Below are 22,590 nucleotides of genomic sequence, written 5' to 3' on the forward strand. Positions count from 1 at the left end.
GGAATTACACAGCACGGGTGACCTTGCCGGAACGGAGGCAGCGGGTGCACACATAGACGTGCTTGGGGGTGCCGTCCACCACAGCCTTAACGCGCTTGACGTTGGGCTTCCAGGGACGGTTGGAGCGGCGGTGGGAGTGAGAAACCTGGATGCCGAAGTTCACGCCCTTACCACAAAACTCACATTTGGCCATATCTACAAACCTCCTCGCTGGTTGGAATTACATTCATACGATAACTACGATATCTTACCAGAAACTTAAGAGAAAATCAAGGGGCATTTTTCAAAAAGAAGTATTTTTTTCGTTGGGGCTTTGTGGTAAAATAAAGGAACAAAACGCGAGGAAAGGGCGTGAAATCATGGGAAAAGGGCCTACCATTCGTTTGGGCACCATCATTGACCAGTTTCATCTTGAGGTGCTGTACGGCCCGGAGGGCTACCGGGACCGCCAAATCTCCATCCAGGACGTGAACCGTCCCGGCCTCCAGATGACGGGTTATTTCGACTACTTTGACCGGGAGCGTATGCAGCTGCTGGGCCTGGTGGAGTGGTCTTACTTGCAGGAGCGCACGGCAGAGGAGCGCATGGAGCGCTTTGACCAGCTGTTTTCCTATCACACCCCGGCGGTGATTATCGCCCGGGGCCTGGAGCCGTACCCGGAGTGCATGGGGTCGGCCAAGAAGTACGACCAGGTTCTGTTGCGCACCAAGGAGAATACGGCGGATTTCATGAGCACCCTCATCGCCTACCTGCGGGTGGCGCTGTCTCCCACCATCACCCGCCACGGCGTGCTGGTGGAGGTGTACGGCGAGGGCGTGCTGCTCATGGGCGAGTCCGGCGTGGGCAAGAGCGAGACCGCCATTGAGCTCATCAAGCGTGGCCACCGCCTCATTGCCGACGATGCGGTGGAAATTCGCCGGGGCTTCAACAACCGCCTGGTGGGCACCGCCCCCGAGCTCATCCGCCACTATATGGAGCTGCGAGGCATCGGTGTGGTGGATGTGCGCCGTCTGTTCGGTATGTCCGCCGTCAAGTTCGAGACCAACATCGACATGCTGGTGAAGCTGGAGAACTGGCAGGACGGGGCCATGTACGACCGCCTGGGTGCTGACGAATTTTTCACCGAGCTGATGGGTGTGCAGCTGCCCACCCTCACCATCCCCGTCAAGCCGGGACGGAATCTGGCGGTCATCCTGGAGGTGGCGGCCATGAACAACCGTAATAAGAAGATGGGCCACAATGCGGCGCTGGAGTTCACCCGCCAGATTGATGCCCACATTGACAGTCAAGTCTCCGATCGCTGAGCCATTTCACCGACTCCCGCCCCCAGGGCGGGGGTCGGTTTTTTCTCTTGCAATTTCGTCAGGATAGGAGTACACTGACAGTCAAACAGGCAGAGTAGGTGCGCACGTGTTGTGCTTCCCCTGATGGGGGAGACAGTGCCGGCGGGACGGGGAGTTGTCCGCCGGACGAATAGCACGAGGGGAAATCCCCCCAGGCTTGCAGTGTGCCCACCGCATCCCGCTGCCGCATAGCGGAGCCATTGTCCCTCCTTTGTGCGGCGTTCCCGTTTCCGGGCTGCCCGTGCAAAGGAGGTATTTTTATGGACAAACACCCGCCCCTGACCACAGGGGCACAGGCAGTGGAGTATATCCACTCCTTTTCCTGGCTGGGCAGCCGCCCCGGCCTTTCTCGTACCCGGCAGCTGCTGGCTGCCATGGGCAACCCGGAGCAGAAGCTCCAGTTTATTCACATTGTGGGCACCAACGGTAAGGGCTCCACGGCGGCCATGCTGGCCTCGGTGCTCACCGCCGCTGGCTACACCACAGGCCTGTACACTTCCCCCTACATCCACCACTTTGAAGAGCGGATGACGGTGAACGGAGAGGAGATTACGGGAGATGAACTGGCCGCCATCACGTCCTGGGTGGGAGAGCTGGCCGACCAAATGGAGGAGCACCCCACCGAGTTTGAGCTGGTCACCTGTGTGGCCCTGGAGTTCTTCCGTCGCCGGGGCTGTGACATCGTGGTGCTGGAGGCCGGAATGGGTGGCCGCCTGGACTCCACCAATGTCATCCCCGCCCCACAGGCGGTGGTCATCACCAACATCGGCCTGGACCACACCGCCCAGCTGGGCAATACCGTGGAGGCCATTGCCGCCGAGAAGGCGGCGGTTATCAAAGATGGTTGCCCCGTCATCCTCTATGAGCAGAAGGAGAGCGTCACCCAGGTGGTGCGTGAGGTCTGTCAGGCCCACGGGGCCTCCCTCACCATTGCCCACGCCCAGGATGTGGTCCTGAACCGGGAGAGCCCGGAGGGGCAGTGGTGGAGCTGGAAGGGGCAGTCCCTCTTTGTCCCTCTGCTGGGGGACAACCAGCGCCACAACGGCGCTGTGGTGCTCGCAACTCTGGAGGCCATTTCCGCCAAGTATCCCGTCTCGGCCCAGGCTTTGGCCCAGGGGCTGGAGCGGGTGCGCTGGCCTGGCCGATTTGAAGTCCTGTCCCGTAACCCCTGGTTTGTGGTGGACGGGGGGCACAACCCCCAGTGCGCCGCCACCGTGGCGGACAACCTCAAGCGCTATTTCCCGGGAAAAGCCCCGGTGCTCCTCATGGGAGTGCTGGAGGACAAGGACCGGACAGGGCTGTGTGAGCTGGTGGCCCCGTTGGCCCAGGCCTTTGTCACCATCACGCCCCCCAGCCCCCGGGCCCTGGACGCGGAGACCCTGGCCCGAGAGCTGTCTGCCTATGGAACCCCCGCCTATGCTGCCGCCTCCATCTCCCAGGGGGTGGAGCGAGCCATGGAACTGGCTGGAGCGGACGGGCTGGTGTGCGCCCTGGGCTCTCTGTACTCTGTGGGAGAGATTCGCACCTGTGTATTGTCGAAAAAGGGAGATTTGTCATGAATAAAAAGTTTTCGGTTCTGATCTTGGCCCAAGTGGCCGTTTTGCTGGCCATGGAGGTGGTGCTGTCCCGCTTCTTCTCCATCGCCACCCCCATCACCAAGTTTAGCTTTGCCTTTGTGCCTCTGGCGGTTTGCGGCGCCCTGTTTGGCCCGGTCTGGGGCGGCGTCATGGGAGCCTTGGCGGACCTGCTGGGCGCCATCCTCTTTCCCATCGGGCCCTATTTTCCCGGCTACACCTTAAATAATGCCCTCCACGGTGTGGCTCTGGGTATGGCCCTGAAAGAGGGACGGAGAAAGTGGTGGCAGCTGGCCCTGGCACTGGTGTTCAACCACGTGGTCATTGGAATCTTCCTGGCGGCCCTGTGGGGACACATGCTCACGGATAACCCCTATTGGGCCGTGGCGGGCGCCCGTGTGGTGCAGGCTGCAGTGATGGCTCCGGTACAGTTTATCATCATCCGGCTCATGCAGCGCCCGGTGGAGCGGTACGCCGACCTGTCCCACAGACGTGGCGTGGCGTAATCACTAATTTCATAATGGATACCATGTCCGCATACCTTCTTGGATAGGAGGTGTGTGGACATGGCTTTTTTATCCCAAATCAGCGGTGTGCTCTGGGGCGGTCCGCTGTTGGTGGGCTTTCTGGCGGTGGGGCTGTACTACTCCCTGCGCACAGGGTTCTTCCAGATCTTCGGTCTGCCGGTGTGGTGGAAGCACACGGTGGGGGCACTGTTTCAACGGCAAAAGGCGGAGCAGGGGGGCGTCACCCAGCTGCAAGCTCTGTCCACGGCCTTGGCGGCCACCATCGGCACCGGCTCGGTGGCAGGGGTGGCGGCGGCCATCTTCTTCGGCGGTCCGGGGACAGTGTTTTGGATGTGGATGTCCGCCCTGCTGGGGATGATGACCGGGTGCGCAGAGAAAATCCTGGCCATTCAATACCGGGAGAAGGACGAGAAGGGCCAGTGGCGGGGCGGGCCCATGACCTACATCCAACTGGGACTGAAACTGCGGTGGCTGGGGGGTGTGTATGCTCTGCTGTGCGTGGCAGAGACTCTGGTGGGGGGCAACCTGGCCCAGGCCAATTCCATCGCCACCGCGCTGGAGCGGTCCGTGGGGCTTTCCCCGAAAGTGGTAGGAGTGGTGCTGGCAGTGGTGGTGTCGGTGGTGCTCATGGGGGGCATCCGCCGGGTGTCCCGGCTCAGCCAGCTACTGGTGCCGGTGATGGCGGTGATCTTCATCGGCGGCGGGGTAGGGGTGATTGCCGTCAACGCCCAGAAGCTCCCCCAGGTGATGGAGCAGATTGTCACCTATGCCTTTGCCCCCAAGGCAGTGGTGGGGGGCTACTCCATAGGCCTTGCCCTGCGTTACGGTGTGGCCCGAGGCGTGTTTAGCAACGAGGCCGGGGTGGGAATGTCCGCCATGGCCCACGCCTGCGCCCAGGTGGAGCACCCAGGCAAGCAGGGGATGTGGGGCATCTTCGAGGTGTTCTTTGCCACCCTGGTCATTTGCACGGTGACATCCCTGGTCATCCTTACGTCTGGGGTGTATGACCCGCTGGCGGCCCAGGAGATGATAGCCGCCGGGGAGATTCCCCGGGAAATGCTGGGCAGCAACCTGGCCGCTTCCGCCTTTGCCTCTCTGTGGGGAAAGGCAGGGGAGTGGATGGTGACGGTGAGCCTGACCCTCTTTGCCTTCACGTCTCTGGTGGGGGCGGGCTACTACGGGCGTCGGGGGGTGGAGACCCTCACCAAGTCGCCCCTGGTGTTGGGGGTGTACCATGTGGTGTTCCCCCTGTGTGTGGTGGCGGGGGCTGTGGGAGACCTGGCGGCGGTGTGGGAGCTGGTGGACCTGTGTAATGGCCTGTTGGCCATCCCCAATCTGGCCACCCTGTTGCTGCTGTCTCCGGTGGTGCTGCGCACCCTAAACGAGTGGCTGAAGAAAAAATAAAAAGAATTTGAAAAAAGGTGTTGACATTGGCGGAGAATCTGGTATAATGACCTTCGTTGACCCGACAGAGGCCACACGGAGTGGTATCGAAGAGGTCATAACGAGCACGATTGGAAATCGTGTGACGGCCAAAAACCGTCCGAGGGTTCGAATCCCTCCCACTCCGCCAAAACCCCGAACGTTTTACGTTCGGGGTTTTCCTTTTTTTCGACACGGACTACCTCAAAGGTCACCGGGATGGAACGGAACGGGGCCCCTGGTGGAAGCAGTCTTTTCTTGGCTGCTTCCACCGTTTCGTTTTGTGGCTCGAGACCAGCCTGGAGCGGGTCCTGACCCGGAAAATCGTTCTCTATATTTTTGTGTGCAAAACGCACAAAAACGGGAAAATATGGTCAAAATTTAGATGAACTGTGTGTATGCTGCCTGAAAGGGGCGAGATGTTTAGTCAAAATGACGGAGCAAAAGGGTTGCAAAGCGGTTTAAAATGGGTTACAATACGGTTACAATTTGACAACAAATTGAAACAAGGAGCGATTGAATGAATGTGAAGGTGACCAGCGCAATGCTGGCGACACTCATGGCATGCACATTGATCCAGCCCAGTAAAGCAGTTCAGCCTCAGGTTTCTGAGCCCGCTGTCGTCGAGCAGCTGGGCAGCGCAGATGAACTGATGGCCGTGGTTTCTGCCGAGGCGATCGTGGCCCGGCAGGCCGCAGAGAACATCCAGCACCCCCAGGGCATTGGCCTGTATCTTGACTCCGTCGCACTGTTGAACGTGGGGCGTGAGATGATCGGGGGAGAGTGTTACGTAACCGTGAAATCTTTCCTGGCCGCCGCCCAGCCCCAGGCTGTGGTGGAGCAGGTGGACGGCGGTGTGTCTGTGTCCGCCACCGACCCGGCGACCCAGGAGACTCTGCAGATGTCGGTGTACGACGGCGCCTGTTATGTGGTGGCCAACGACCGCTATCTCTATCTGGACCAGGGTGTGGTGAACCTGAACGGGGATCTGGCGATTCCCGTGGATACCCTGGCTGAGATTCTGAACCTGAAGCTGGTTCGGGACGATGCCACCGGGTACATCCGCCTGTACACCCAGGAGGGCCAGGGCTATATCACCCCTGGCAGTGCCTATTACAACAGCAATGATCTCTATTGGCTCTCCCACATCATCTATTCGGAGAGCGGCAATCAACCTATGGCGGGGAAGATTGCAGTGGGCAACGTGGTGATGAACCGCGTGGCCAGCTACAAGTTCCCCAACACGGTGGAGGGCGTGATTTTCCAGAAGAATCAGTTTAGCCCTGCCTCCAGCGGCTCCATCCACCGCGACCCCAACTGGGAGAGCGTGGTGGCTGCCAAGCTGGTGCTGGACGGAGCGGTGGTGCTGGATAACGCGCTGTTCTTCAACCGGGCAGGCCTGGACTGCTATGCCTCCCGGAACCGTGCCTATGTGGCCACCATTGGCGGCCACTCCTTCTATGCCTAACGAGTGTCCTGTGCCCCCCAATTTGGGGGGCACAAAATTTTTTTCAAAAAATCGAAAAAAGGGGGTTGACATTTTTCATATACGTGCTATACTAAGCAAGGCTCAAGCGAGCGGCGCAAAACAAAACGCAAGACAAACGAACAAACATAGCGGATTAGTGTAATGGTAGCACACCAGACTCTGACTCTGTTCGTGAGGGTTCGAATCCTTCATCCGCTGCCAAACGGACATGACCAAGGTCATGTCCGTTTTTCTTTTTCTCAGGAAAACCCACCTCTTGCCTGGACCGGGGCAAAGTGATATAATAATTTGCTAATGTGGGTATCCCCGGGATAAACGAGGCCTGGGAGTCATACCTATGAAGAGAAGAGTGAATGCTTTGTAGGGACCGAATGTTCCATGGAGTGATTCCACCGATAAAGGAGAATGGTCATGAAGATTGTGGTATTGGCGGGCGGACTGAGCCCGGAGCGGAATGTCTCGCTGTCCAGCGGCTGCAAGGTGTGTACCGCCCTGCGCCAGCGGGGGCACCAGGTGGCCTTTGTGGATATGTTCCTGGGCACCCACGCCCCGGTGGAGACCCTGTTTGACGCACCTCTGGATGAGGAGCTGACCCGGGTGGGCCGGGTGGCCCCCGACCTGGAGCAGGTAAAGGCCTCTCGCACCGACGGGGGCGCCAGCCAGTTTGGCCCCGGAGTGCTGGAGCTGTGCGCTCAGGCGGACGTGGTATTCCTGGCCCTCCACGGGGCCTGTGGCGAGGACGGCCGGGTGCAGGCCGCTCTGGACCTCATGGGCATCCCCTACACCGGGTCCAACTACCTGGGCTCTGCCATCGCCATGGATAAGGACCTGACCAAGCGCATCGTGGCCCCTCTGGGGGTGCAGACCCCCAGCTGGGAGCTGGTGGACTATACCGCAGCGGACATCCCCGGCCTGGTGGAGCGTCTGGAAGTGCCCTGCGTGGTCAAGCCCGTGGACTACGGCTCTTCCATCGGCGTGTCCATCCCCCGCACCAAGGAGGAGCTGCAGGCTGCTCTGGAAGAGGGGCTGGAGCTGGGCGGCCGCTGTGTGGTGGAGCAGTATGTGTCCGGCCGGGAAATCCAGGTGGGCATTCTGGAAGGAAAGGCCCTTCCCTCCATTGAGATCATCCCCAAAGAGGGATTCTATGACTATGAGAACAAGTACCAGCCCGGGGCGGCGGACGAGATCTGTCCCGCCCAGATTCCCCAGCAGTGGGAGCAGCGGCTGGCCGAGGCCGCTTTGAAGGTGTTCCACGGGGTGGGCTTGGCGGTGTACTCCCGGGCGGACTTCATTGTCACCGAGGATGGCACCCCCTGGTTCTTGGAGATCAACACCCTGCCCGGCATGACTCCCACCAGCCTGCTGCCCCAGGAGGCGGCTGTGGTGGGCATCGACTACGGCACCTTGTGCGAGCGCATCATTGAGGCATCCTTGCAGGCCCGCAAGGCGGGACACTGAGGACCAGTAAAGGAGAAGAAGAGATGGAAGCTTTGACATTGGCGCAGCTACTCCAGGCAGTGGGCGGCACCCTCATCGGAGGGGAGGCCGACCTGAATCAGACGGTCACCGAGGTGTGTACCGACAGCCGCAGTGTCCCCCAGGGCTGCCTGTTCCTTCCTCTGGAGGGGGAGCGGTTTGACGGCCACTCCTTCATCAACAGCGCCCTGGAGCAGGGGGCGGTGGGATGCATCACCGCTCGGGAGCGGGAGAGCTACCTGCCGGGGAAGTTCTACATCAAGGTGCGTTCCACCCAGCGGGCCCTGCGGGACCTGGCCCGGTACTATAAGGAGATGTTCCACATCCCCTTTGTGGCGGTGACCGGTTCGGTGGGCAAGACCACCACCAAGGACATGGTGGCGGCGGTGCTGGGGGCCAAGTACAAGGTGCTGAAAACCGAGGGCAACTTCAACAATGACATCGGCCTGCCCCTCACCCTGCTGCGCCTGGACCACACCCACCAGATCTGTGTGTTGGAGATGGGCATGGACCACGCCGGGGAGATCGACTACCTCAGTGAGCTGGTGGAGCCAGATGTGGCCCTCATCACCAATGTGGGGGACTCCCACATTGAGAACCTGGGCAGCCGGGAGGCCATCTTTGCCGCCAAGTGTGAAATCTTCAACCATCTCAAGGCGGATGGCACCGCCATTCTCAACGGGGACGACCCCATGCTCTCCACCCTCAAGGGCAAGCTGCCCCAGACCACCTACATGGTGGGCAGCGGGGAGGGGCTGGACTACACCGCCTTTGACATTGACAGCGACGGAGCCAGCCACATCTCCTGCCAGGTGAAGACCCCCCACAGCAAGTTCCAGGCGGATATCCCCGCCCTGGGCACCCATATGATCTATCCCACCCTCATGGCCACCGCGGTGGGCGAGCTGTTCGGCATGGAGGCCGACGAGATCACCCGGGGCATCCGGGCCTTCCTTCCCACCAAGATGCGGATGAATGTGGTCAACTGCCCTGGGGACGTGGTGATTTTGAACGACGCCTACAACGCCAATCCCCAGTCCATGCGGGCAGCTGCCGCCGTGCTGGGCGACGCCAAGGACCGTCGCCGTGTGGCCGTGGTGGGAGACATGAAGGAGCTGGGCGCCAATAGCGCCATGTTCCACCAGGCGGTGGGCGGCTACTTCGCCCAGGCCGGAGTGGAGCGGCTCATCGCCATTGGCGATCTGGCCAAGCACATGGCCCAGGGAGCCGTCCAGGCGGGCATGAGCCAGGAGCAGGTCTCCTATTTCCATGACCTGGAGGAGGCCAAGGAGGCACTGAGCCGGGAAATCCGGGCGGGGGTGACCATCCTGGTCAAGGCCTCCCGGTCCATGGCTTTTGAGAAGATTGTAGACTATCTGACGGCCCAGACCCAGAAGTAACGACTGGGTTAGAGGCCGGTGGACGAGGAGAACGGAATGATTGATATACAGTTGACCGGCCTGGTCAAAGAATTTGAAGTGGGCAGAAAAATCCTGGACGGGTTTTCCCTCCAGGTGGATACCGGGGAGCGGGTGGGCCTGCTGGGCCGCAACGGCGCCGGCAAGACCACCATCTTCCGCATTATCACCGGCGAGGTGGAGGCGGACGAGGGCACTGTTACCATCGCCCCCGGTAAGCGGGTGGGCCTCATCTCCCAGATTCCCGTCTACCCCGAGGGGTACACCGTGGAGGACGTGCTGGACACCGCCTTTGAACGCCTGCACAACATCGAGCGGGAGCTGGCCGAGCTGGGGATGAAGATGGGGGACCATCCCACCCAGAGCGTCATGGAGCGCTACGACAAGCTCACCGCCGCCTTTGAGGCAGGGGGAGGGTACCACACCAAGACTCAGCTCAACAAGGTGTGCAACGGCCTGGCCATTGACCAGGATATGCGAGGACGGCTCTTTTCCGCCCTGTCCGGCGGCGAGAAGACCCGCATCAACCTGGCCCGTCTCATCTTGGAGGATACGGATATCCTCCTGCTGGACGAGCCCACCAACCACTTGGACCTCAACGCCACCGAATGGCTGGAGGAGTATCTGGAGCACTTCCCCGGCACCGTCCTGGCCATCTCCCACGACCGATGGTTCCTGGACAAGGTGGTGCGCCGGGTGGTGGAGCTTCAGGACGGCAAAGCGGAGTTGTACTCCGGCAACTACACCTTCTACGTGGAGGAGAAGGAGCGGCGGTACCAGGAGCGGCTGCGCCAGTATGAGAAGGAGCAGGCCAAGATCGCCCAGTTGGAGCAGGCCGCACAGCAGATGCGCCTGTGGGCCTTCCAGGGCAACGATAAGCAGTACAAGCGGGCCATCAACATGGAGCGGCGCATTGAGCGCATGAACACCACCGCCAAGCCCACCCGGGAGAAGAAGATGACCACCCGGTTTGGGGAGCGGGAGTTCCACGGAGACGAGGCCATGGTGGTCACCGGGCTGTCCAAGCGCTTCGGGGACCGCACCCTCTTCTCGGATTTGAATCTGGAGGTGGCGGGGGGCGAGCGCATCGCCCTGTTGGGAGACAACGGCACTGGAAAGTCCACCTTCCTGAAAATCCTCATGGAGGAGGAGGCCCCGGACCAGGGCAGCATCTACCTGGGCCCCTCCATCCGGGTGGGGTACCTGCCCCAGATCATCCACTTCGATCACCCGGAGCGCAACTTAGTGGACACCATGCTCTATGCCCAGAACTGCACCACCCAGGAGGCCCGGGACCGTCTGGCCTCCTTCCGATTCCGGGGGGACGACGTGTTTAAGTCCGTGTCCACCCTGTCCGGCGGTGAGCAGTCCCGGCTGCGGCTGTGCATGCTCATGGACAGCAAAATCAACCTCCTGGTGCTGGACGAGCCCACCAACCACCTGGACATTGACTCCCGGGAGTGGATGGAGGAGGCGGTGGCGGAGTACGGGGGCAACCTGCTCTTTGTCTCCCACGACCGCTATTTTATCGAGAAGTTTGCCACCCGTGTGTGGATGCTGGAAGACGGCAAGATCCAGGACTTCCGGGGCACCTACGGGGAGTTCCGGGCCTGGCGGGAGCGGCAGGCCCAGCTGAAAAACGCCGCCAAGGCCCAGGTGCAGCCGGAAAAGCCCAAGGCGGAGGAGAGGCCCCGCCGTTCCGGCGGCACCAAGGAGCTGGAAAAGCAGGTGCGGAGTGCCGAGCGGGCGGTGGAAAAGGCGGAAATCCGCCTGGACGAGCTCACGAGCGAGCTGGAGGCCGCCGCCAGCGACTACCTCAAGGCCCAGGAGCTCTACGAGGAGCGCAGCCGCCTGGAGGACGAACTGGCCCACCTGTATACCCAGTGGGAGACTCTGGCTGCCCAGCTGGAAGAGGCCAAGGGGTGAGAACATGACGGACAAACTCAGAGGCATTGAGCAGCGGTACGGGGAGATTGAGGCCCGTCTGGCTGCCAACGAGACCTATGAAGACCCGGACCTGGTGTCCCGGCTCAACAAGGAGCAGCGGGAGCTGGAGCCCCTGGTCACCGCCTACCGCAGCTGGTGCAAGGCAGGGGAGGACCTGGCGGGAGCGGAGGAACTGCTCTCCGATCCGGACTTGAAGGACCTGGCCCAGGAGGAAATGGCCCAAGCCAAGGAAGAACTGGAGCGCCTGGAGCAGCTCATCCGGGAGCTGCTGCTGCCCCGGGACCCCAACGACGACAAAAATGTCATTGTGGAGATTCGGGCCGGGGTGGGCGGGGAAGAGTCCGCCCTCTTTGCCCACTCCCTCACCCGCATGTACACCATGTACGCGGAGAAGCGGGGGTGGAAGGTGGAGGTCAACAGCGTCAGCGAGACCGAATTGGGAGGCGTCAAGGACATCTCTCTGACCATCTCCGGGGACGGGGCCTACTCCCGTCTGAAATTTGAGAGTGGCGTGCACCGGGTGCAGCGGGTGCCGGAGACGGAATCCGGGGGCCGGGTGCACACCTCCACCGCCACCGTGGCGGTGCTGCCGGAAATGGAGCAGGTGGACGTGCAGCTTAATCCCGCCGATGTGGAAATGCAGGTCTACCGGGCCTCCGGTGCCGGAGGTCAGCACGTGAACAAGACCTCTTCGGCGGTGCGCCTCATCCACAAGCCCACGGGCACGGTGGTGGAGTGCCAGCAGGAGCGCAGCCAGTTCCAGAACCGGGAGAAGGCCATGCGCATTTTGGCCTCCATGCTCTACGACCAGGAGCAGCAGCGCATTTCGGAGGAATACGGAGACCAGCGGCGCAGCCAGGTGGGCTCGGGCATGCGCAACGAGCGCATCCGCACCTACAACTTCCCCCAGGGGCGGCTCACCGAGCACCGCATCGGGCTGACCATATACAAATTGGACGCTGTCATGGACGGAGATCTGGACGAGATCATCGACGGGCTCATCACCGCCGACCGGGCCCAGCGGCTGAAACAAGGAGAGGGCTAGACAAATGTATACCCATGTGATTTTTGACTTAGATGGAACCCTCCTCAACACCATTGACGACCTGGCCAACGCCGGAAACTGGGTGTGCATCCAGCGGGGCTGGCCCACCCACACCGTGGAGGCCTACAAGACCAAGGTGGGCAACGGCATCCCCAAGCTGGTGGAGCGGTTTGCCCCCCAAGGCACATCCCAGCAGGAGCTGGAGGAGGCTCTGGCCCAGTTTATGGAGTACTACGGGGCCCACAAAGAGGACTTCACCGCCCCCTACTGGGGGATGGCCCAGGTGCTGGACGCTTTGAAGCAGGCGGGGGTGGGCATCGGCGTGCTCACCAACAAGGCCCACTCTCTGGCTGGGGCGGTGATGGAGCGGTACTACCCCGGGGTGTTCACCCACATCCAAGGAGCCCTGCCCGACCAGCCCACCAAGCCCGACCCCACCTTGCTCTATGCCCTCATGGAGCAGATGGGAGCCAAGCCAGACACCACCCTCTTTGTGGGGGACAGCAACGTGGACATCCGTACCGGGAAAAACGGCTCGCTGGACACCTGTGGGGTGCTGTGGGGCTTCCGCAGCCGTGCCGAGCTGGAGCAGGAGGGGGCCCACCACTTGGTGGAGCGGCCCGGACAGCTGCTCTCCCTGGTGCTGGGCCGTCCTGAGACCCAGACCCTGGCCCCCCACGAGGTGGCCAAGGCTGCCCAGCTGTTGGCAGCGGGGGAGCTGGTGGCGGTGCCCACCGAGACGGTGTACGGACTGGCCTCGGACGCCTACATCGAGGAGTCGGTGCGGGCCAACTATGAGGCCAAGGGCCGCCCGGAGGAGAAGCCCCTGAACGTGCTGGTGGACGGCATGGACATGGTGGAAGGGGTGTGCCGGGACATTCCCACTGAGGCCTATATCTTGGCCAAAGCTTTCTGGCCAGGTCCTCTGACCATGATTTTGTGGGGCAAGGGCACCCTGCCCTCCATCGTTCCCGCCGGAGGTGCAACCCAGGGGGTGCGCTGCCCCGACCACCCGGACACCCTGGGGGTTATCCGGGCGCTGGGCCATCCGCTGGCCTGTCCTTCCGCCAACATCTCCGGACACCCCAGCCCCAAGAACGCCCAGCAGGTGCTGGAACAGCTAGACGGCCGCATTGGGGCTGTGCTGGACGGCGGCCCCTGCTCGGTGGGGGTGGAGTCCACCATTGTGAACCTGACTGTAAAACCCTTCCGCATCCTCCGCCAGGGCGGCCTGAGCCGCGAGGCCATTGAGCAGGCCCTGGGATGTGAGGTGGAGGGATGAGCTTCACCATCATTGGCCTCACCGGGCCCACAGGGGCGGGCAAGACCACCGTGCTCCACGTGCTGGAGGGCATGGGGGCGGCTGTGTTGGACGCCGACGCCATCTACCATGACCTCACCGTGTCCAGTCAGCCCATGCGCCAGGCGCTGCAAGAGCGGTTCGGCCCGGACATCTACGATGACCAGGGGGTGCTGCTTCGAAAGCAGTTGGGGGCCAGGGTGTTTGGGGACTCCCAGGCCCTGGAGGATTTGAACGCCATCACCCACCGCTATATCCAGCTGGAAATCCAGCGCCGTTTGGACCAGGCCCAGGCGGAGGGAAAGCAGGTGGCGGTGGTGGATGCCATAGCCCTCATTGAGAGCGGAGTGGCGGACATCTGCCACATCACCGTGGCGGTGGTGGCCAAGGCGGAGACCCGCATCGGGCGCATCATGGCCCGGGACGGCATCGATGAGGTCTATGCCCGCAAGCGGGTGGAGGCTCAGAAGCCAGCGGAGTTTTTCGAAACCCACTGTCAGTACGCCTTACACAACGACGGAGACGACCCGGGGCAGCTGGAACAGCAGGCCACGGCGTTGTTTGCCCATATATTGCACAGATAAACATATAGGAGGTTATACCCATGGAAGAGAACAACAAGGGAAAGCTGCTCCGGGAGCAGCTGCTCAACCAGAAGAAGAACGGCTGGGACAAGGTGGACGAGGCCACCGAGCACGCCATTTTTGATTACTGCGAGGGCTACAAGGTCTACCTGGACAAGGGCAAGACCGAGCGCACCTGTGTGGACTACACCGTGGAGCTCATTGAGGCTGCCGGTTTTGTGCCCCTGGAGCGGGGCATGGAGCTGGTTCCCGGCATGAAGGTCTACCGGGTCAACCGGGGCCGCGGCATCAACCTGGCTGTCATCGGCTCTGCCCCCCTGGACCAGGGCGTGTCCATCGTGGCTGCCCACATCGACGCCCCTCGTCTGGACCTGAAGCCCACCCCCCTCTATGAGGACAGCGAGATCGCCTTTCTCAAGACCCACTACTATGGCGGCATCCGCAAGTACCAGTGGGTGACCATCCCCCTGGAGCTGCGGGGCGTTGTGGTGCTCAAGGACGGCTCTGTGGTGAATGTGTCCGTGGGCGGCAACCCCGGCGATCCTCAGTTCACCATCAACGATCTGCTGCCCCACCTGGGTGCGGACCAGTCCAAGAAGCCCCTGGGCGAGGCCATTCCCGCCGAGAGCCTGAACCTGGTGGTGGGCAGCCGCCCCCTGAAGGACGACGAGGGCGACGGCCGGGTGAAGCTGGCGGTGATGCAGATTCTCAACGAGAAGTACGGCATCACCGAGGCTGACTTCATCTCCGCCGAGATCGAGGCGGTCCCCGCCTTCAACGCCACCGACATCGGCTTTGACCGCACCCTGCTGGGCGCTTACGGCCACGACGACCGGGTGTGCGCCTACGCTGGCCTGAAGGCCATGCTGGACCTGGAGGGAACTCCCTGCCGTACCGCCGTGTGCGTGCTGGCTGACAAGGAGGAGATCGGCTCCGAGGGCGTGTCCGGCATGCAGTCCGCCTTCTTCGATACCTTCATGGAGGACCTGTGCGACAGCCAGAACGTGCCTCTGCGGGCCTGCTATGAGAAGTCCTTCTGCCTGTCCTCCGACGTCACCGCCGCCTTCGACCCCAACTTTGCTGAGGTCTATGAGCGCAACAACTCCGCCTTCGTCAACTACGGCGTGGGTCTGAGCAAGTACACCGGAGCCCGTGGTAAGGGCGGCTGCTCCGACGCTGGCGCTGAAGCTGTGGGCTATATCCGCCGCCTGCTGGATGACCGTGGGGTGCTGTGGCAGATGGCCGAGCTGGGCAAGACCGACCAGGGCGGCGGCGGCACCGTGGCCTGCTATATGGCCAACCGCAACATCGACACCCTGGACGCCGGCGTGCCCGTGCTGTCCATGCACTCTCCCTTTGAGACCGTGTCCAAGCTGGACTGCTACATGACCTACGCAGCCTGCCGGGCTCTGTACGAGGGCTAAGAGTTCCGTTCAAAAGGCAAAGCCTTTTAAACGGAGAAGTTGCAGCCTGCTGCGCGCAAGATTTTGCCCACCAGGGGCGGGCAAAACTCACACTTGCAGGCTGAGAGGTGTTTTTCCCGATGCGCATGTCCCCGGGAAAAACGGATTCTGATGTTTCGCACCTGCGGGTGCGAACGCTGCGAGGCTTTTTGGCCGTGTGTTGGATAAAGCACCCCATTCCTGGAAATACTATCCGGGAAGGGGGTGCTTTTGCATGAAAAAAGAGGATAACAGCGGGGGAACACAGCCTGCGGAGGAACAGCAGCAACAGCTCACCGAGCTGGGGGCCTCCACGGTGAAGACCGGGTGCGGGACCATTCAGACCCTCACCATCATCGGCCAGATCGAGGGGCACCAGGAGGCCCCGGAGGGGGCCAAGACCACCAAGTATGAGCACGTGCTGCCCCTGCTCACAGCGGTGGAGGAGAGCGATGAGGTGGACGGGCTGCTCATCCTGCTCAACACCATGGGGGGCGACATCGAGGCGGGGCTGGCCATTGCGGAGATGATCGCCGGGATGTCTAAGCCCACGGTGTCCCTGGTGCTGGGGGGCGGCCACTCCATCGGGGTGCCTTTGGCGGTGTCCGCCAAGGAGTCCTTCATTGTGCCCTCCGGGGCCATGACCATCCACCCGGTGCGGCTCAACGGGATGGTCATCGGGGTCAGCCAGACCTTCCACTACTTCCAGCGGGTGCAGGAGCGGATTTTGGACTTTGTCACCCACAACAGCTCCATCACCCGGGAGCGACTGGAGAAGCTGATGCTCAACACCCAGGAGATGGCCGCCGACATGGGCAGCATCGTCTACGGCCAGCAGGCAGTGGAGCTGGGGCTCATTGACCACCTGGGTGGCCTGTCCGATGCCATGGCCTGCCTGCGCAAGCGCATGAAGAAATATCGTAAGAAGTGAAAATCCCGCTCTGGTTATCCAGAGCGGGATTTTCATTTAGCGCAGGGGAAGACGGCGAACGGGGCCGCCCTGCTTTTTCTTTTGGTAGAGAGAGGGGCCGTAGAGGAAGATTACTGCCAGCACGGCGGATATGCTGGCCTGAATGATAAAGGCCATGTCCACGGTCAAATCGGCAGTGGAGGCATCGGGACTGTCGGGATTGTATTTGATGGTCAGGGAGTCCCCGGCCTTGAGATCGTCGCTGGAGCGCTGAGCGGTGCCGGTGTAGGTGGTGTCTCCTGCCTCATATTGGTACTCCACCTCATACACCGTGGTACCATTCACCTGGGAGTCAGTGACCTCCACCACCTGGGCAGTGGCAACGGTCCACTCGGTCTGGTCCCACTGGGTCTGGAAGTTGGAATAGCCGGAGATGAAGATGCCAACGGCGCTGACGGCAAATACGAAGCCCATAAACAGGATGAAGTTGAAGAGAAAGCCCGAAGACTTCGCCTGCGGCTGGTTGTGTGTTTTCTTTTGTTTCATGTTGATTCACCCCAAAAAGTATCAGGGACAGGGGAGACGCACCGTCCCATGTCCTTTCCTGTAATGATACCCGACCTGGGGGCCTGTGTCAATGAAATCCGAAGTTGTATGTATGTGGATGAAACATCCACCGCAAAATGACAGAGAACGAAAAGAAAACCTTGCGTTTATTGTAAAATGTGCTAAACTAAAACAGACAAGTGGAAGCGAAATTTGACAAGGGAGGAAAGGAAATGAAGGTAATGAAGAAAAAACAGGTGCTCAGCCTGGCGCTGTCCGCCCTCTTCCTGGCCAGCAGTCTGCCCCTGCAGGCCATTGCGGCAGACACAGGTGGAGATACCAAGGCGGCGGCCCGTGCCGTAGAGGGTACCGCCATGATTACCCCGGACAGTCCGGTGTTCGTGTCCTCGGGGGCGTCCACCGCCCACTATGCCGTGGATGGCATCACCCAGGAGACCTATCAGTGGGCCTCGGACGACATGAAGACCAGCGGAGCGTCTCCCACGGACGCTCAGACCCCCCAATGGCTCACTGTAGACCTGGGGGAGAGCGTGACCCAGCCCGTGGAGGTGGCGGGGGTTCAGCTGTGGTACAACATGAAGGTGTGGCCCATGGTGTACGAGATTCAGACCTCTTCGGACAACGGGACAGAGGACGCCTGGACCACCCTGGTGCGGGTGGAGCGCTCCCCCTTTGACGGAGCGGTGAAAAACGGCAGCGGCCAGAACATCGCCGACGAGACGGGGAACACCACCCCCGCCTCCGCGGCCAACACCGACACCATCACCTCGGACACCACCCCCGCCCTGGCAGAGGGGGCCTCAGTGGAGCGGTATGTGCGCTTCTATGTGGAAAAGGTGAACACCGCCGCTCCCGGCAACAACGTGTGCCTGCGGGAGATTCAGGTGTATGCCAAAGAGGCGGAAGAACCCACCGAGGAGCCCTGGAACCTGGCCCTCAACCGCCCGGTGACGGCCAGCGGGGCCGTGGAGGGGACCTCCGCATCCAATGCGGTGGACGGCTCCAAGACCACCCAGTGGAACTCCCCGGACCTGAAGGACTTCAAGGTCACCGACAACTCCAAGGACCAGGAGCTCCAGACCCCTCAGTGGCTCCAGATGGACCTGGGAGCCACCGGCTCGAAGCTTCAGACCGTGAAGATCACCTATGCCAGCAACAAGGTGTGGGCCATGGAATATGAGCTCCAGACCACCGACACCCCGGAGGATGCCGATTCCTGGCAGCGGGTGGCCTATGTCAGCCGAGCTTCGGCTAATTCCACTCTGGTCAACGGAGAGGGGCAGAACATCGCAGACCCTGCCAGCTATACCGACACCATCACCACCACGTCCCAGCCCGCTCTGGGTCAGACCCAGCTGGGCCGGTATGTGCGGCTGTACATCCACAAGACCAACGCCCAGGCCCCCGGCGGCAACAATGTGAACATTGCCGAGGTTGCGCTCATGGGCACCAATCCCGACGTTCACCCCCCTGTGGACGTGGATGGAGAACTGAATAAAGTCACTGTGTCCAATCCCAGCCTGGGAGATACCCAGATCACTTTGCCCACCATCTCCGGGGCGGACCTGGTGGTGCGGGGCAGCGAACTGGAGAACGTGGTGGCCAATGACGGCACCCTCAGCTCGTGGAACATTGGCGCTCGGGACGTGACGCTGCTGCTGCGCCTTACCGACCGGGGAGACGAGACCAGCTATGCCCAGAAGAATGTCACCGTCACCGTGCCCGACCACTCCTCCAACTATCCCGCTGAGTGGTTCCCCACGGTGACCGACCCCAACCCCAAGCCAGAGGTCATTCCCACCGTCCAGGAGTGGTACGGCTATGAGGGCAGCTTTACCCTCACCGCCGACTCCAAGGTCATCCTCAACGACAAGGCCAATGTGGGCCTGGACAAGGTGGCCCAGAACCTGGTGACCGATGTGGAGGAGATCTCCGGCCTCACCCTGACGGTGGAGACGGGCACCGCCCCCACCGGGCCCCACGACATCTATTTGGAGTCCCTCACCGACCCCGCCGCCTATGACCTGGGGGAGGAGGGCTACCTGATGGTGACCAATGAGCAGGGGCTGCACATTTATGCCCCCACCTATACTGGTTGCCTGTATGGCACCATTACCGCCGAGCAGATTCTGTGGCAGACCCAGGACCATGTGTCCATTCCCCAGGGCATCATGCGGGACTATCCCGCCTATGAGGTGCGGGGCATCATGCTGGACGTGGCCCGTACCCCCTACCGCTATGAGCTGCTCCAGGACTACGCCAAGATCATGCTGTGGTACAAGATGAACGAGTTCCACCTGCATGTCAATGACAACGACAACGCCAACATCAGCTCCTCCTCCTTTGAGACCCACTCCGGCTTCCACCGCCTGGAGAGCGAGGAGTTCCCCAGCCTTACCTCGGAGACCAAGCATGCAGGCATTCCTGCCGATCTCATCAACTCCGACTACTACAACAACAACGAGGACTATCAGGGCAACCCCACCTACACCAAGGACCAGTGGCGGGCGCTGACCCAGATGTGCGAGGACATGGGCATGTATGTGCTCACCGAGCTGGACATGCCCGGTCACTCCCTGCTGTACAATAAGTACGCCGCTGAGAACCCGGACAACATTGAGTGGCTGGCCGGGGGCACCATGCTGGCCCCCAGCACCACCAGCCTGGGCCAGCAGCTGGAGCTGCTGGACTTGACCGGCCCCAACAGCCAGCGGGCCCTGCGCTTTGCCTCCACCCTGTGGGACGAGTACACCCGTGGGGAGGACCCGGTGGTGAACGCGGACGTGGTGCACATCGGCGCCGATGAGTACTGGGTGCACAACCAGGCCACCAACGATGCCTTTGCCAAGTTTGCCGACACCATGCGCCAGACCATCCAGAACAACCTGGGTGAGGACACCAAAATCCGCATGTGGGGCGCCAGCACCGGCAGCTTTGCCACCGCTCAGACCGCCCTGGGCAAGACCGCCCAGGAGCTGGCGGAGGACTACCAGCTGGACATCTGGAGCACCGCCTATGACCAGGCCGCCCAGCGTGTGGCCGAAGGGTATCAGGTCATCAACTGCCGGGACGCCTTCCTGTACGCCAACCCCGGCCGTACCAACCGAGACGTGCCCAACGCCGAGTACCTGTTCTACGACTGGAACCCCACCATGTTCGGCGGCAACAATCCCCTGGTGGGTGAGCCCAACCTGGTGGGCGCCAAGGGCGTGGTCTGGGGCGACCAGAGCCAGGAGGGCATGACCGAGCAGGACATCCACCAGCGGGTGCTGCGCACCGTGTCCATCCTCAGCGAAAAGACCTGGGGCGGCACCGACGAGGAGGATACCTTCCCTGAGTACGAGCTGCGTTCTGCCCGTCTGGCCGAGGGCCCCGGCACCCAGATTGCCATGGAGGTGGACAGCGCCAGCTCCCTGGTGCTGGACTACAACTTCCAGAATGTCTCCAAGGACGGAGATAAGGTGTATGACGCCAGCGGCAACGGCTATGATGCCACCCTCACCGGCGGCGCTGTGGAGGACGGCTGGCTCACCTTCGACGGCTCCACCCTCTTGGAGACCCCGCTGAAGACCCTGTCCTACCCCTACACCGTCTCCTTTGATTTGAAGCTCTCCGCCCAGGACGGTGAGGCAAACACCGCCGAATCCTCCCTGTTCTCCGGCTATGACGGCCGCATCCAGGTGGCAGGACACAACGGCAACCTCAGTGCCGATGTGAACTACTTCACCCGTGACTTCGGCTACCAGGTGCCCACCGACGGCACCGCGGTGAACATCACCATCGTGGGCACCTTCCAGGCCACCCGACTCTATGTCAACGGCCAGCTGGTGACCTTCCTGTCCCAGAAGCAGGACCAGGACGGCGTGACCCCCAATGCGGTGTCCACCCTCTACTCCTCGGTGCTGCTGCCCCTGGAGAAGATCGGTCAGGACTTCCACGGCCAGATGGCCAACCTGAAGGTGTACAACAAGGCCCTGTCTGCCCAGGAGGTGGCAGGGACCGATGACGGCCTGGTGAACGTGGCCCAGGACGCCTACGCCGGCGGCGACTCCTACCAGAGCAGCGACGCCTCCGGCCAGGACAACGGAGTGCAGCGCACCCGCATCGCCATGAAGGCGGTGGACGGCGAGACCTTCACCAGCGACAACGATGCCTCTTCGGAGATCTACTCCTACTGGCAGGGCGACCACGGGGACAGCTCCCTCACCGTGGACCTGGGCCAGGTGCGCACCATCTCCCAGGTGGACCTCCAGTGGAGAGCCGACGGCGTGGGCCGTGACATCAAGCTCATGACCTCTCTGGACGGGGAGACCTGGACCGAGGCCAAGGTGGTCTCCGGCAACACCGCCGCCCGCCAGACCGTGAAGCTGGACCAGGCGGTGGAGGCCCGCTTTGTGAAGATGCAGGGCAACCAGTCCAGCGGTGTGTACAAGCTCCAGGAGATGCTGGTCTACGAGCAGGTGGACAAGACAGAGCTCCAGGCGCTGTTGGCCCAGGCCGAGGAAATCGTGGCCGAAAAGGGCCTGACCTTTACATCCCAGGGCACCCAGGAGGAGCAGGCGCTGTTTGAGGCCGTGGTGCTGGCCCGTGCCCTCCAAGGCAGCCCCTTGGCTACTCGCAGCGAGGTGGAGAACAGCGCCGCAGCCCTCACCGAGGCCATGGAGAATCTGCCTGTGGAGCCTACACCTACTCCCACTCCCGAGCCTACGCCGGAGCCCACCCCCGAGCCCAGCCAGGTGGACAAGACCCTGCTGCAAAAGACCTATGACTATGCCATGACGCTCTCCACCGAGGGTGTCACCGACACTGCCAAGGCTGCCTTTGAGAAGGCGCTGGCCAATGCCAAGGCGGTTCTGGCGTATGAAAACGCCTCTCAGGAGGATGTCAACGCCGCTTGGGACGCCCTGCTGGAGGGGATCTGGGGCCTGGGCCTCACCCAGGGGGATAAGTCCACGCTGGAGCAGCTGATTGCCAAGGCGGAGGACATGACTGCCAACGCTGACAAATATGTGGCCGACCACTGGCAGGAGTTGGTGGACGCCCTGGCGGCTGCCAAGGACGTGATGGCCGACGGCGACGCCATGGAGGAGGACGTGCAGCCCGCCGCTCAGGTGTTGCTCAATGCCATCCTGGCCCAGCGTTTCAAGGCGGACAAGTCCATCCTGGAAGACCTCATCGGCAAGGCTGAGAGCTTGGACCTGTCCGGCTACACCGCCGAGAGCGTGGCCACCTTCCGCACCGCTCTGGCCAACGCTCAGACCGTGATGGCGGACAACAGCCTCACCGAGGACGACCAGAAGACGGTGGACGCCGCTGTGGCTCAGTTGGACACCGCCATCCGTGGTCTGACCACCGAGAGCGGTGAGACCCCCAACGCCACCGACAAGCCCGAAACCACGGACAAGCCGGATGCCACCCAGAAGCCGGAGAGTGTGCCTCAGACCGGAGATGGGAACTGGGTGATGGTGCCCGTTCTGACCCTCTTGGTCTGTGCTGCTTGCCTGGCTGTGGTTGCGGCGGCCCGCAAGCGAGTCCGCTGATCTCTT

At 61.9% G+C, this 22,590-nt stretch carries 16 protein-coding genes, 2 tRNA genes and 1 riboswitch; of the genes, 16 read left to right on the forward strand and 2 right to left on the reverse strand.

The window, feature by feature from the left end; all coding sequences use genetic code 11:
* Positions 1–4: 4 nt before the first annotated feature.
* Positions 5–193, reverse strand: coding sequence for a 50S ribosomal protein L28 (gene rpmB / locus B5F22_RS02025; protein WP_087228945.1), 189 nt, complete (start codon positions 191–193; stop codon positions 5–7).
* Positions 194–359: 166 nt separating this feature from the next.
* Here rpmB and hprK point away from each other — a divergent pair, with 166 nt between their 5' ends.
* The 15 genes from hprK to B5F22_RS02100 all read left to right on the forward strand — a co-directional run bounded on the left by hprK (position 360) and on the right by B5F22_RS02100 (position 16,498).
* A complete protein-coding gene (gene hprK, locus B5F22_RS02030) occupies positions 360–1,304 on the forward strand; it encodes an HPr(Ser) kinase/phosphatase (RefSeq protein WP_087390253.1) in 945 nt (314 codons plus the stop codon).
* An 88-nt stretch (positions 1,305–1,392) separates the two neighbouring features.
* A riboswitch (THF riboswitch) is annotated at positions 1,393–1,529 on the forward strand.
* Positions 1,530–1,603: 74 nt separating this feature from the next.
* Positions 1,604–2,902 (forward strand): folylpolyglutamate synthase/dihydrofolate synthase family protein, encoded by a 1,299-nt coding sequence (locus B5F22_RS02035; RefSeq protein ID WP_087390256.1) that lies wholly within the window; start codon positions 1,604–1,606, stop codon positions 2,900–2,902.
* Entirely contained in the window at positions 2,899–3,423 is a 525-nt protein-coding gene (locus B5F22_RS02040; RefSeq protein WP_087369685.1) for a folate family ECF transporter S component, read from the forward strand. Before B5F22_RS02035 ends, B5F22_RS02040 begins: the two co-directional genes overlap by 4 nt.
* A 60-nt stretch (positions 3,424–3,483) precedes the next feature.
* On the forward strand, positions 3,484–4,848 hold the full coding sequence (locus B5F22_RS02045) for a sodium:alanine symporter family protein (protein ID WP_087390259.1): 1,365 nt from the start codon (positions 3,484–3,486) through the stop codon (positions 4,846–4,848).
* 77 nt (positions 4,849–4,925) lie between these two features.
* Positions 4,926–5,017, forward strand: a tRNA-Ser gene (locus B5F22_RS02050).
* A gap of 408 nt (positions 5,018–5,425) precedes the next feature.
* Complete coding sequence (locus tag B5F22_RS02055) at positions 5,426–6,334, forward strand: cell wall hydrolase (protein ID WP_158096578.1); 909 nt, start codon at positions 5,426–5,428, stop codon at positions 6,332–6,334.
* Positions 6,335–6,482: 148 nt separating this feature from the next.
* Positions 6,483–6,556 (forward strand) — tRNA-Gln (locus B5F22_RS02060).
* Between the two features lie 210 nt (positions 6,557–6,766).
* A complete protein-coding gene (locus B5F22_RS02065; RefSeq protein WP_087390262.1) occupies positions 6,767–7,813 on the forward strand; it encodes a D-alanine--D-alanine ligase in 1,047 nt (348 codons plus the stop codon).
* A 23-nt stretch (positions 7,814–7,836) separates the two neighbouring features.
* Positions 7,837–9,231: a UDP-N-acetylmuramoyl-tripeptide--D-alanyl-D-alanine ligase gene (gene murF, locus B5F22_RS02070; RefSeq protein WP_087228918.1), complete on the forward strand. Its 1,395-nt coding sequence runs from the start codon at positions 7,837–7,839 to the stop codon at positions 9,229–9,231.
* 36 nt (positions 9,232–9,267) lie between these two features.
* Positions 9,268–11,175, forward strand: coding sequence for a ribosomal protection-like ABC-F family protein (abc-f, locus tag B5F22_RS02075; RefSeq protein WP_087390265.1), 1,908 nt, complete (start codon positions 9,268–9,270; stop codon positions 11,173–11,175).
* A 4-nt stretch (positions 11,176–11,179) separates the two neighbouring features.
* Positions 11,180–12,241 (forward strand): peptide chain release factor 1, encoded by a 1,062-nt coding sequence (gene prfA / locus B5F22_RS02080; protein ID WP_087390268.1) that lies wholly within the window; start codon positions 11,180–11,182, stop codon positions 12,239–12,241.
* A gap of 4 nt (positions 12,242–12,245) precedes the next feature.
* Complete coding sequence (locus B5F22_RS11930) at positions 12,246–13,523, forward strand: L-threonylcarbamoyladenylate synthase (protein ID WP_143482156.1); 1,278 nt, start codon at positions 12,246–12,248, stop codon at positions 13,521–13,523.
* Positions 13,520–14,125, forward strand: a complete 606-nt coding sequence (gene coaE / locus B5F22_RS02090) for a dephospho-CoA kinase (RefSeq protein WP_087390271.1) — start codon at positions 13,520–13,522, stop codon at positions 14,123–14,125. Before B5F22_RS11930 ends, coaE begins: the two co-directional genes overlap by 4 nt.
* Positions 14,126–14,145: 20 nt before the next feature.
* On the forward strand, positions 14,146–15,549 hold the full coding sequence (locus B5F22_RS02095) for an aminopeptidase (protein ID WP_087228903.1): 1,404 nt from the start codon (positions 14,146–14,148) through the stop codon (positions 15,547–15,549).
* Positions 15,550–15,802: 253 nt separating this feature from the next.
* On the forward strand, positions 15,803–16,498 hold the full coding sequence (locus tag B5F22_RS02100) for an ATP-dependent Clp protease proteolytic subunit (protein ID WP_087369699.1): 696 nt from the start codon (positions 15,803–15,805) through the stop codon (positions 16,496–16,498).
* A 36-nt stretch (positions 16,499–16,534) separates the two neighbouring features.
* Here B5F22_RS02100 and B5F22_RS02105 read toward each other — a convergent pair whose 3' ends face one another.
* A complete protein-coding gene (locus B5F22_RS02105) occupies positions 16,535–17,023 on the reverse strand; it encodes a DUF3592 domain-containing protein (protein ID WP_087390274.1) in 489 nt (162 codons plus the stop codon).
* A gap of 233 nt (positions 17,024–17,256) precedes the next feature.
* Here B5F22_RS02105 and B5F22_RS02110 point away from each other — a divergent pair, with 233 nt between their 5' ends.
* Positions 17,257–22,584: a family 20 glycosylhydrolase gene (locus B5F22_RS02110; RefSeq protein ID WP_087390279.1), complete on the forward strand. Its 5,328-nt coding sequence runs from the start codon at positions 17,257–17,259 to the stop codon at positions 22,582–22,584.
* The last annotated feature ends 6 nt before the right edge of the window (positions 22,585–22,590 follow it).

Source organism: Pseudoflavonifractor sp. An187 (genome assembly GCF_002160275.1).
GTDB classification, from domain to species: domain Bacteria; phylum Bacillota; class Clostridia; order Oscillospirales; family Oscillospiraceae; genus Enterenecus; species Enterenecus faecium.